Origin of the sequence: Staphylococcus massiliensis CCUG 55927 (assembly GCF_000298075.1) — a bacterium.
GTDB classification, from domain to species: domain Bacteria; phylum Bacillota; class Bacilli; order Staphylococcales; family Staphylococcaceae; genus Staphylococcus; species Staphylococcus massiliensis.
The window spans coordinates 304,757-316,280 of the sequence record NZ_JH815593.1; the positions used below are offsets into that span (position 1 = coordinate 304,757).

Below are 11,524 nucleotides of genomic sequence, written 5' to 3' on the forward strand. Positions count from 1 at the left end.
TTTTTTATAAAATTGTTCGCAAAATCATGCGATTTCATTTATAGTTGATAAAGAGACTTTAGTGAATAGAGGTAGGTTGTTTTGCTAAAAAGATTAAAAGAGAAATCTTATGATGAAAAAAACATCAATAAGATGAACAAACGGATCAATTTTATATTTGGTATTGTTATCTTTATATTTGCAATTCTCGTCCTAAGGCTAGGGTACTTACAGATTGCTCAAGGCTCGCATTATAGTGAATTAATCAAAAATAGCGAAAACCTAACTGTAAATGAACCCGTACCAAGAGGACGTATACTTGATAGAAATGGTAATGTCCTTGTAGATAATGCATCCAAAAAATCGATTACATATACAAGAAATAGAAACTCAAGTCCTGATGAAGTTTTAGAAACTGCCGAAAAGCTCTCTAAGCTTATAGAAATGGATACTTCGAAACTCACACCTCGTGATAAACAAGACTATTGGATTCAAAAGAACCCTGAAAAAGCTAAAGAAATTGTTAAAAAAGAAGAACAAATGGTTCAAGATGGTAGTATTTCTCAGGAAGATTATGATAAGCAGATGCATGAGAAAATACCTCAAGAAGAACTTGACAACCTCTCAGATAAAGATAAAGAAGTCGCAGCTATCTTTAGCCGTATGATGTCAGGTACTATGATGGATCCACAAACAATCAAGAATGAAGATGTTACTGAAAAAGAATATGCGGCAGTATCACAACAATTATCTAACTTATCAGGTGTTAACACTTCAATGGATTGGGATCGTAAATATCCTTACGATGAAACGTTAAGAGAAATCTTTGGTAATGTTTCTTCAGAAGAAGAAGGTGTACCTAAAGGGCTTTTAAATGAGTATCTATCGAAAGGCTATTCACGAAATGACCGCGTTGGTAAAACATATTTAGAATATCAATATGAGAACATCTTAAAAGGTAAGAAGAAAGAGATGAAATATACGACCGATAAGTCAGGTAGTATTATTGACTCTGAAGTCATTCATCCAGGTTCTCGTGGCGATGATTTAGTATTATCTATTGATATTAAGTTACAACAAAAACTTGAAGAACTTATGGAAAAACATATTAAAAAGCTCCGTAGTGAGGGTGCTAAGGATATGGACAAAGCCTTAATGGTCGTCCAAAATCCTAAAACAGGTGAAGTACTCGCTTTATCTGGTAAGCAAATCGAAAAAGATGGCACAATTAAGAACTTCGACTACGGTACGTTTAGTACTCAGTATACAGTAGGTTCTTCTGTTAAGGGTGCTACGTTACTCGCTGGTTACCAAAATGGCGCGATTAAAGTTGGCGAACAAATGATTGATACGCCGATGATTTTTAATGGTGGCCTTAAGAAAAGTTCTTACTTTAATAAAGATGGTTCTAAAGAAATTAATGATGCTGAAGCATTAATGCATTCATCAAACGTCTACATGTTCAAGACAGCATTAAAACTTGCTGGCTATGAATATAAGGAAGATATGCCACTTCCAAGTGATGTATCAGAAGCAGGTATTAAATTACGTAAAGGTCTTAACCAAGTAGGTTTAGGCGTTAAAACGGGTCTTGATTTACCTAATGAGGTAAACGGTCAAATCGAACCTTTAAAAGATAATCCTGGTAACTATCTCGATTTATCAATTGGTCAGTATGATACGTACACACCATTCCAATTAGCACAATATGCATCTACAGTGGGTAATGGTGGTTATCGTATTCAGCCACACATTGGCAAAGAAATTCGTAAAGCTACAAATAAAGATGAGCTTGGTCCAGTTAAGAGTAAAATCGATGGCAATGTTTTAAATAAAATCAATAACTCCGATAAAGAACTCAATCAAGTTCAAAAAGGTTTCGACAAGGCATTCAATGACATCAATGGAACAGGTTATATGAGTTTCCACGACACAGTTGTTCCATCAGCTGGTAAAACAGGAACTGCTGAAGTATTCCTTGATGGTGAGCCTCGTGTTAACTCAACATATGTTGGTTATGCTCCAAAAGACGATCCAGAACTTGCATTCTCAATCGTTTATACGAACCACCCAGTTCCAGAACCATTCTTACCAGGTGGTGACTTAGGTAGAGATATCATCAACTACTATTTCAAAGAAGAGAAAGAAAAAGAGGACGACCCGTCATCTAAAGATAAGAAAACAGAGCAAAGCGAAAATGGTGAAGCATCATCTGAGAACGGTCAAGATGACAATGGTGAATCACCTTCAGAAAACTCAGAAGGTGGTAATGGTAACCAAAATGCAGGTACTAACCAACAGAATGCTACAAGACCTGAAGATGAAAATGAATCACAAACTCAATAATTATAGTTAACAAGGGCGCAAACGCGTCCTTGTTTTTTAATGGCTTTTCAAGGAGAAAAAGAAAGAAATTTAGTGATTGGAATAGTCGAAAAATTATGAATGTATTTTAAGTTACTTAATATTTAAGTATAAATATCGTAAACGATAAAGAATTACGAAATTAAATAGCATGTTAACAGAAAATTTACAATAAGTTCATCACGCATTAATAATAAGTATGTATTGTGGATGTTGTAGAAAGTATATTGATACTAGGAGGATGTTTCAATGAAGAAATTACATGTTTTAGGTGCTACGACTGCTAGTGCTGCATTATTATTAGCTGCTTGTGGTGGCGCTGGACAATCTGAAAGTGGTTCTGGTTCAGGCGGTGGCCAAAGCGATTTAAGTGGTAAAGCAAAAGCTAACGGTTCATCAACTGTTGCGCCTGTTGTTGAAAAATTAAACGAAGAATGGGCTAAGAAAAACCCTCAAGCTCAAATCGAATCAGTTACATCAGGTACTGGTGATGGATTCAAGAAATTCATCTCAGGCGATACTGACTTCTCAAATGCTTCTCGTCCAATTAAAGACGATGAGAAAAAACAATTAAAAGACAAAGGTATCGACTACACTGAATTCACTGTAGGTCTTGACGGACTAACAGTTGCTGTAAACAAAGAAAATGATTTCGTTGAAGAATTATCAATGGAAGAACTTAAAAAGATTTACACTGGCGAAGCTAAGACTTGGAAAGATGTAAATTCTAAATATCCTGATAAAGAAATCAAAGCGTTCTCACCAGACCAATCACATGGTACATACGATTTCTTTACTGAACACGTTACAGATAAAAAAGACTTAACGTCTCAAAAGAACCAAAAAACTGACGTAATCGTTAAATCAGTTGAAGATAACAAAAACGGTATCGGTTTCTTCGGTTATAGCTTCTTCCAAGAAAACAAAGACAAGTTAAAACCTGTTAAAATCAAAGGTGACAAAGGTGAAGCTGTAGAACCAACTAAAGAAACTATCCAAGATAAATCTTATCCTTTAAGCCGTGAATTATTCATCTATGCTAACAACAAGAAATTAAAAGAAAACAAAGTAGCATCTGAATTCATGAAATTTGCTTTAGAAGATAAAGGTAAAGCAGCTGAAGACGCTGGTTACGTTGCATTACCAGAAGATAAGTACAAAGAGCAACTTGACAAACTTAAAAAGATCTCTGGTGGCTCTGAAGACAAAAAAGAATCAAAATAATGAATTGAATTAAGATCAACCAAAGGGGCGCTTAATCCTAAGACGCCCCTTTTTGTGAATAAAGGAGTTATCTTATGAAATCAAATTCTTCTGTAAGAGAGATGATTAAGAAAAATCAAAAGGGTAAATCAAACATCAATGATAAGATTATGCCAGTCATCTTAGGTGCTATTGCTACTATTTCAATCCTTACTACGATTGGTATTCTAATCACGTTACTCACTGAGACAATTACATTTTTTACACGCATTTCATTCGCCGAATTCTTATTTACGAGCGAGTGGAAACCATTCTCATCTGATCCTAAATTTGGTATCTGGGCATTAATTTTAGGTACGCTTAAAATTACAATCATAGCTACGTTAATTGCCGTACCTGTTGGTTTAGGTGTTGCTATTTACTTAAGTGAATATGCATCTGATAAAGCAAGAAGAATCATCAAACCAATACTTGAAATCCTTGCTGGTATTCCTACTATCGTATTCGGTTTCTTCGCTTTAACATTTGTTACACCATTACTTAGAAGTATTATCCCTGGATTAGAAAGCTTCAACGCACTAAGTCCTGGTTTAGTAGTAGGTGTAATGATTATTCCTATGATTGCAAGTTTAAGTGAGGACGCAATGTCTTCAGTTCCAAATAAAATTCGTGAAGGTGCCTTAGGTTTAGGTGCTACGAAATTAGAAATGATTTTAAAAGTCGTAATTCCGGCTGCGATTTCAGGTATCATTGCTTCTATCGTTCTTGCGATTTCACGTGCAATCGGTGAAACAATGATTGTATCACTTGCAGCAGGTAGTGATCCAAGTTCAGACTTCAGTATCTTCAAATCAATCCAAACAATGACTGGTTACATTGTTCAAGTAACTTCAGGTGACGCTGGATTCGGTACTGATATCTACTACAGTATTTATGCTGTTGGTTTCACATTATTTATCTTTACGTTAATCATGAACTTAATTTCACAATGGATCACGAAACGATTCAGAGAGGAGTATTAAAATATGTCTTTAGTCGATCATAAAGCTATAGAAAAAAATCTCTCTGGCAGACAGAAAAAGAATTCGATCTTTAGAGGTATTTTCTTTGCTTGTACATTAATCGGTTTAATCGTTTTAGCAATCTTATTAATCGATATTTTACGACAAGGTTTAGGTTCACTAACTGGTGGATTCTTTACAAACTTTTCATCTACGACACCTTCAAAAGCAGGTATTAAAGGTGCATTAATCGGTACATTATGGTTAATGATGACATTAATTCCAATCTCTTTAGTACTTGGTGTAGGTACAGCAATTTACTTAGAAGAATATGCGAAAGACAACGCATTTACTAAATTTATCAAAGTGAACATTTCTAACTTAGCAAGTGTTCCTTCAATTGTTTACGGTTTATTAGGTTTAACAATTTTCGTTACTTTAATGAAAATGGGTAACTCAGTTCTTGCGGCTGCATTAACTTTATCATTATTAATCTTACCTGTAATTATTGTAGCGAGCCAAGAAGCGATTCGCTCAGTACCACGTTCAGTAAGTGAAGCTTCATATGGCTTAGGTGCCAACAAATGGCAAACAATCAAGAATGTTGTATTACCAGCGGCTATCCCTGGTATCGTAACAGGTGTTATCTTAGCGATTTCTCGTGCAATTGGTGAAACAGCACCACTTGTAGCACTTGGAATTCCGACAATCTTACTTGCGACACCACAAGGTATCTTAAATTCATTCCAAGCGTTACCACTTCAAATCTACAACTGGTCAGCGCTTCCGCAAGAAGAATTCCAACACCTTTCTGCAGCAGCAATCATTGTTCTACTAGTGTTATTACTTTTATTAAACTCAGTAGCAATCTATATCCGAAACAAATTCTCTAAAAAGTATTAATATAAAATGGGGTTTTTAATATGAATAAAGTAAAAGATTTAAATACAGAGCAAAACACTGATCAAAAAACATTTGAATCTAACTTAGAAAAAAATGAAGGCAACAAAAAGAAAATCATCACAGACAAAGATAGAGACGTAGTATTCTCTACTCAAAATTTAGACTTATGGTATGGTGAGAACCATGCATTAAAAAATATCAACTTAGATATTTTAGAAAATAACGTAACAGCGATTATCGGACCTTCAGGTTGCGGTAAATCAACATACATCAAAGCTTTAAACAGAATGGTAGAATTAGTACCATCAGTTAAAACTTCAGGTAAAATTTTATATCGTGACCAAAACATCTACGATAAGAAATACTCAACTGAAAAATTAAGAACTGATGTCGGAATGGTATTCCAACAACCAAACCCATTCCCTAAATCAATTTATGACAACATCACATATGGTCCTAAGATCCACGGTATTAAAGATAAGAAAACGTTAGACGAAATCGTTGAAAAATCTTTACGTGGCGCAGCAATTTGGGATGAATTAAAAGACCGTTTAGATACAAACGCTTACGGTTTATCAGGTGGTCAACAACAACGTGTTTGTATCGCAAGATGTTTAGCGATTGAACCAGATGTTATCTTAATGGACGAACCAACATCTGCACTTGACCCAATTTCAACATTAAAAATCGAAGAACTTGTTCAAGAGTTAAAACAAGAATACTCAATTATCATGGTTACACACAACATGCAACAAGCAGCGCGTGTATCTGATAAAACAGCATTCTTCTTACATGGTTATGTGAATGAATATAATGATACGGATACTTTATTCTCTAATCCTTCAGATAAAGAAACTGAAGACTACATCTCAGGACGCTTCGGTTAATACATGGCAATAATTAGACACACATACGAAAGCCAATTGTTAGAACTTAGAAAAGATATCAGACGATTGGGCCTTCGTATTTTTTCTTTAATACAGCAATCCGTATCTGTATTAAGTGATCAAGACATTAACCATGCACGAGCTGTTGTTAAAAAGGATACCGTAATTAATCGTTTAGATCATGACATCAATGAACAAGTCATCATGCTAATTACGAAGCAGCAACCAATTGCGACTGACTTACGTTTAATGATTGCTGCGCTTAAAATATCATCAGAATTTGAACGTATCGGTGATAATGCCGCGAATATCGCTCAAATCAGAAAGCGTGTTAAGTTCACAGATAACTACATTCTGATGCGCCTTGATACAATGGGTAAACTTGCGATGTTAATGCTTAAAGATTTAAACACTGCAGTACGTGAGGATGATATTACTTTAATTAAAGAAATCATTATTCGCGATGAAGATATTGACGACTTATTTAAAGATATCATCAACACAACGTACTTAATTGATAACGACCCATTCGTTGCAGCACAAGCGCATTTAGCAGCGAGATATTTAGAACGTATTGGTGATCACATCGCGAATATCTCAGAACATATCTATTACTACATGACAGGTGAACGTTACGAATCTTATGATAAAAATTAACGCTTTCAAAATCTCTCGTGAAATGATATGATATATAGGTCGTATTTTGAAAAATGAGGAGGGGTTTATAATGCGTATCAACGTAACGCTAGCATGTACAGAATGTGGAGACAGAAACTACATCTCTACTAAAAACAAAAGAACGAATCCTGAACGTATCGAAATGAAAAAGTTCTGTGCACGTGATAATAAACACACATTACACCGTGAAACTAAATAATATTGCTTAAATTTCATAGAAACATGAAATAAAAGCCTAAAACTTGAACTTTGTTTAGCATCGTTCAAGTTTTTTGTATTTAAAGGACTTTTCAAAAATGCGACGTCTATTCATGACATCATATTAGAGAAATTGTATAATTAAGGCATACTACATAAAAGAGGGTGTTATGATTGGATAAGCGTTTATTGAGAAAAGAAACAATAGCTAAAATGAAAGATTATTCAATTGAAAATAAAAAGTCTTCTGATCAATATTTAATGAATCAATTATTAAAACATGATAAATTTATAAAAGCGAACCGTATCGGGCTCGTATTATCTATGCCGCATGAGGTGAATACGCATCCCATCATTGAAAAGGCACTTGCTATGAATAAAGCTGTATTCGTGCCGGAAACAGATTATGACAATAAAGAAATGAACTTTAAACGTATCGAAAGTCTTGATCAAATTGGACCTGACGATAAAGGGATTGACCATGTCGTGAGCGATACTGAAATCAGCAACGACTTAGATTTAGTTGTTGTACCAGGCGTTGTCTTTAATGAAGAGGGGTACCGTATTGGATATGGTGGCGGATACTTTGATAAGTTTTTAAGTAAACATCAACCTAAAACGTTAAGTTTAATTTATGAATTTCAAATTGATGAAATACCAGTAGCGTCACATGATCAACCAGTTGATGAACTGATTGTGGCGAAAACGTAACGGAGGCATTTATGATTAGTGAAAAGTATTACTGGCAGACGATTCATCGTTGGATGAAATATTCTAATTATGAAATTGCATTTAAATCAAAGGATCTTAATGAGATTTGGCTAAAACATACGAAGCGCCATGAGATTGCTATCTTTAAATATGGGTCTAGTACATCTCAAGAAATTCGTTTCGATAAAAGTCGTATCCTTGAACATCCTGATAATATTAATAGATTTCTTGGCTTTAGGCCAGAAGCTTATAAGTTTTATTATTTCACAGACCGCACGTATGACACGCACGATTTCAATGAATATGACCGTACAAAGATGACGTATCATTTTATTGAATCTCAATCTGATTTAGCTTCAATTATGTCGCACCCGATTGCGAAACGCATGGCAAATCGTAAAGATAGTAAATCCGCTTCTTACTATAAGAAACGTGTGCTCAATGAAAATCCTATCGAACGACACATGAACAAATTTAGTCCAATTACATATGGCCTTATACTACTTAACGTAATCATTTGGGCCTTAATTAATATCTTACATCATAACGAGTTTACAGATTTAAAGTTAATTGATTTAGGTGCGTTAGCGCATTTCAATGTCGTTCACGGTGAATGGCACCGTCTGATTACATCGATGTTCTTACATCTCAACTTTGAACATATATTATTTAACATGTTGAGTTTATTCATATTTGGTAAGTTACTCGAGTCGATTCTCGGTTCATGGCGCATGTTCGGTGTATACATGTTATCGGGGATTATTGGTAATTTAGTTACGCTCGCATTTAGCCCAGATACGTTCTCGTTAGGGGCTAGTGGTGCGATATTCGGCTTAATCGGTTCTTTAATCGCGTGCATGATTATTAGCCAGAAATTCGACCAACGTACAATCGGTCAACTTTTATTAGCGCTATTGATTATGGTCGTGATTTCGCTCTTCATTTCAAACATCAATGTCTTAGCACATATTGGTGGTTTACTAGGTGGTGTACTTGTAACGTTCCTAGGTTATTACTTCTTAAAGGACCGTAAGTTATTCTGGATCATCATCGCATGTACGGCATTTGTTGCGTTATTACTTTTAATCAAGATATTTGTGACACAAACCGATAACATCTACAACCGAATTATTCGAGAACAGATGTATGAGAATCATTATGATGAAGCGGAGCACATGATTAATCAAACGAAGAAGAAGGATTATGCGGATGATTACACGTATTATTTAAGCGGTTTAATTAATGCGACTAAAAATTCGAAAGCAGAAGCAATGGCTGATTGGGAACGCGGTCTTAAAATATTCCCTAAATCAAGTTTACTTCACTTCGAGATGGCGATTGCGAACCGCTCACTAGGTGACTTAGATACGGCTAAAGAACACATTAATAAAGCTGTTAAGTACGCGCCTAATGTGAAGAAGTATAAAGATTTAAAGCATGAACTTGAGGACGACGATGAAGAATAATCAGTTAAAAGAATTTTATGATGTATTACAACTTCTCAAACAGTTTGGTTACGTGTCTTATATGAAGAATCCACTTGACCATTTAGAACTCATCGAACAAGAAATTCATGAGTTACGAGACTTTCATCTTATTTCCAACCAAACGTTTATAGAAGCTAAATTACTTATCAATCAGAGAAGGATGGAACTTAAATGAAAAACATTATTTTAGCAGCTGATATTGGAGGTACAACATGTAAATTAGGCATCTTTGATTCAACACTCATCAGACTAAAGAAATGGTCCATCAAAACCGACATCAAGGACGAAACAGGCGAAAGCTTAATTGAAGATATTTTCAACGCATGGCAAGCATCACTTAAGGATCTCGGCTTTGAACTCGAAGACGTTTTAGGCATCGGCATTGGCGTACCAGGCCCAGTTAATTTCGAAACAGGTGTCGTTAATGGCGCTGTTAACTTAAATTGGCCGAATAAAGTCGATATTCCGAAGCTTCTAAGTAAACATATCGACTGTCCTGTATTTGTTGATAATGATGCGAATGTAGCCGCCCTCGGTGAAAAGCACAAGGGTGCAGGTAAAGGTGCGCGTGACGTAGCGATGATTACATTAGGCACTGGACTTGGCGGTGGTATGATTGCGAATGATAAACTGGTACATGGGCACAATGGTTCAGGCGCAGAATTCGGCCACTTTAGAGTTGACCATGACCAACGCTTTCAATGTAATTGTGGTAAATCAGGATGTTTAGAAACCGTAGCTTCAGCGACAGGTGTTGTTAATCTCGTGAACTTTTACTATCCGAAATTAACGTTTAAATCATCGATATTACATTTAATTAAGGAGAACAAAGTTACCGCTAAATCTGTGTTCGATGCTGCAAAAGAAGGCGATCAATTCTGTATCTTTATTACAGAGCGTGTCGCAAACCACATCGCATATGCGATCAGTGTTATCAGCGTCATGAGTAATCCTAAATTCGTAATTTTAGGTGGCGGTATGTCAGACGCTGGTGACATTCTTATTGAAAATATTAAGACAGAATATCGTCATTTAACATTTAACCCAGCGCAAGATGGTACTGAAATCGTTCAAGCAGAACTTGGTAACGATGCAGGTATTGAAGGTGCAGCTGGCTTAATCAAAACTTATCTAATCGATACAAAAGGAGCATAATTATGGCAATAGTAGACGTAGTTGTAATTCCTGTAGGTACAGAAGGACCAAGCGTAAGTAAATACATCGCTGAAATCCAAACGAAGCTTGAGTCTTATAAAGCAGAAGGTAAAATTGATTATCAATTAACACCAATGAATACGTTAATCGAAGGTGATTTAAAAGATTTACTAGAAGTTGTTCAAGTCATTCACGAATTACCTTTCGATAAAGGCTTAGACCGTGTATGTACGAATATTAGAATTGACGATCGTCGCGACAAATCTCGCAAGATGAACGAAAAATTAGACTCTGTAAACAAACATTTAAAGGGTGATCAATAATGCGTATTTCACATCTACCACTAGGTATGGTTGAAACAAATTGTTACTTCATTGAGAATGATAACAGTTTAATCATTGTCGACCCAGGTGCTGACTCAGGTCGAATCTTTGATCAAGTGAACAAGATTAATAAACCTGTTAAAGCGGTACTCCTAACGCACGCACACTTCGACCACATCGGTGCACTTGATGACGTTATCGAGAAATATGACGTGCCCGTTTATATGCATCAAGAAGAAGAAAGCTTCCTAACAGACCCTGATAAGAACGGCTCAGGCAAGTTCGCAGAGTATGGTTTACCTCTTGTGAAAAGCACTGCCAAGCCTCAATTTCTTAATGAAGGCAAAGCAGAAGTTGAAGGATTTAAATTTAATGTATTGCATACGCCAGGTCATTCACCAGGTAGTTTAACGTATGTATTTGATGAATTCGCTGTTGTAGGCGATACATTATTCAATAGTGGTATCGGACGTACGGATTTATACAAAGGTGATTATGAAACGCTTGTTGATTCCATCAAAGATAAAATCTTTGAACTTGAACAAGATTTACCTTTATATCCTGGTCATGGGCCATATACAACAGTGGAAGACGAAGAACTCAATCCATATTTAAATGGCTAAAATTAAAAGTAA

13 protein-coding genes are annotated in these 11,524 nt (G+C 35.6%); all 13 read left to right on the forward strand.

The window, feature by feature from the left end; all coding sequences use genetic code 11:
* The first annotated feature begins 81 nt into the window (after positions 1-81).
* On the forward strand, positions 82-2,325 hold the full coding sequence (locus tag A33S_RS0101855) for a peptidoglycan D,D-transpeptidase FtsI family protein (RefSeq protein WP_017176495.1): 2,244 nt from the start codon (positions 82-84) through the stop codon (positions 2,323-2,325).
* A 267-nt stretch (positions 2,326-2,592) separates the two neighbouring features.
* Complete coding sequence (locus A33S_RS0101860) at positions 2,593-3,567, forward strand: PstS family phosphate ABC transporter substrate-binding protein (protein WP_009382552.1); 975 nt, start codon at positions 2,593-2,595, stop codon at positions 3,565-3,567.
* Between the two features lie 74 nt (positions 3,568-3,641).
* Entirely contained in the window at positions 3,642-4,568 is a 927-nt protein-coding gene (pstC, locus tag A33S_RS0101865; protein ID WP_009382551.1) for a phosphate ABC transporter permease subunit PstC, read from the forward strand.
* A gap of 3 nt (positions 4,569-4,571) precedes the next feature.
* Positions 4,572-5,450: a phosphate ABC transporter permease PstA gene (pstA, locus tag A33S_RS0101870; protein ID WP_009382550.1), complete on the forward strand. Its 879-nt coding sequence runs from the start codon at positions 4,572-4,574 to the stop codon at positions 5,448-5,450.
* A 20-nt stretch (positions 5,451-5,470) separates the two neighbouring features.
* Entirely contained in the window at positions 5,471-6,337 is an 867-nt protein-coding gene (gene pstB / locus A33S_RS0101875; protein WP_009382549.1) for a phosphate ABC transporter ATP-binding protein PstB, read from the forward strand.
* Between the two features lie 3 nt (positions 6,338-6,340).
* A complete protein-coding gene (gene phoU, locus A33S_RS0101880; protein ID WP_009382547.1) occupies positions 6,341-6,994 on the forward strand; it encodes a phosphate signaling complex protein PhoU in 654 nt (217 codons plus the stop codon).
* A 70-nt stretch (positions 6,995-7,064) separates the two neighbouring features.
* Complete coding sequence (gene rpmG, locus A33S_RS0101885) at positions 7,065-7,214, forward strand: 50S ribosomal protein L33 (protein ID WP_009382546.1); 150 nt, start codon at positions 7,065-7,067, stop codon at positions 7,212-7,214.
* Positions 7,215-7,387: 173 nt separating this feature from the next.
* Positions 7,388-7,924, forward strand: a complete 537-nt coding sequence (locus A33S_RS0101890) for a 5-formyltetrahydrofolate cyclo-ligase (protein WP_009382545.1) — start codon at positions 7,388-7,390, stop codon at positions 7,922-7,924.
* Between the two features lie 11 nt (positions 7,925-7,935).
* Entirely contained in the window at positions 7,936-9,390 is a 1,455-nt protein-coding gene (locus tag A33S_RS0101895) for a rhomboid family protein (RefSeq protein WP_017176496.1), read from the forward strand.
* On the forward strand, positions 9,380-9,586 hold the full coding sequence (locus A33S_RS0101900; RefSeq protein ID WP_009382542.1) for a YqgQ family protein: 207 nt from the start codon (positions 9,380-9,382) through the stop codon (positions 9,584-9,586). The genes A33S_RS0101895 and A33S_RS0101900 overlap by 11 nt, the downstream gene beginning before the upstream one ends.
* Positions 9,583-10,566, forward strand: a complete 984-nt coding sequence (locus A33S_RS0101905) for an ROK family glucokinase (protein ID WP_009382541.1) — start codon at positions 9,583-9,585, stop codon at positions 10,564-10,566. Before A33S_RS0101900 ends, A33S_RS0101905 begins: the two co-directional genes overlap by 4 nt.
* Before the next feature lie 2 nt (positions 10,567-10,568).
* Positions 10,569-10,889, forward strand: coding sequence for an MTH1187 family thiamine-binding protein (locus A33S_RS0101910; RefSeq protein WP_009382540.1), 321 nt, complete (start codon positions 10,569-10,571; stop codon positions 10,887-10,889).
* Positions 10,889-11,512 carry an MBL fold metallo-hydrolase gene (locus tag A33S_RS0101915; RefSeq protein ID WP_009382539.1) on the forward strand — a complete coding sequence of 208 codons (624 nt, stop codon included), beginning with the start codon at positions 10,889-10,891 and terminating at the stop codon, positions 11,510-11,512. Before A33S_RS0101910 ends, A33S_RS0101915 begins: the two co-directional genes overlap by 1 nt.
* Positions 11,513-11,524 lie beyond the last annotated feature (12 nt).

Excerpts from the sequence above, each read along its gene's own strand:
- pstC (WP_009382551.1), top strand. The coding sequence starts at position 3,642 with ATGAAATCAAATTCTTCTGTAAGAGAGATGATTAAGAAAAATCAAAAG.
- A33S_RS0101915 (WP_009382539.1), top strand. The coding sequence starts at position 10,889 with ATGCGTATTTCACATCTACCACTAGGTATGGTTGAAACAAATTGTTAC.
- pstB (WP_009382549.1), top strand. The coding sequence starts at position 5,471 with ATGAATAAAGTAAAAGATTTAAATACAGAGCAAAACACTGATCAAAAA.
- pstA (WP_009382550.1), top strand. The coding sequence starts at position 4,572 with ATGTCTTTAGTCGATCATAAAGCTATAGAAAAAAATCTCTCTGGCAGA.
- A33S_RS0101905 (WP_009382541.1), top strand. The coding sequence starts at position 9,583 with ATGAAAAACATTATTTTAGCAGCTGATATTGGAGGTACAACATGTAAA.
- rpmG (WP_009382546.1), top strand. The coding sequence starts at position 7,065 with ATGCGTATCAACGTAACGCTAGCATGTACAGAATGTGGAGACAGAAAC.
- A33S_RS0101860 (WP_009382552.1), top strand. The coding sequence starts at position 2,593 with ATGAAGAAATTACATGTTTTAGGTGCTACGACTGCTAGTGCTGCATTA.
- A33S_RS0101895 (WP_017176496.1), top strand. The coding sequence starts at position 7,936 with ATGATTAGTGAAAAGTATTACTGGCAGACGATTCATCGTTGGATGAAA.
- A33S_RS0101910 (WP_009382540.1), top strand. The coding sequence starts at position 10,569 with ATGGCAATAGTAGACGTAGTTGTAATTCCTGTAGGTACAGAAGGACCA.
- phoU (WP_009382547.1), top strand. The coding sequence starts at position 6,341 with ATGGCAATAATTAGACACACATACGAAAGCCAATTGTTAGAACTTAGA.
- A33S_RS0101900 (WP_009382542.1), top strand. The coding sequence starts at position 9,380 with ATGAAGAATAATCAGTTAAAAGAATTTTATGATGTATTACAACTTCTC.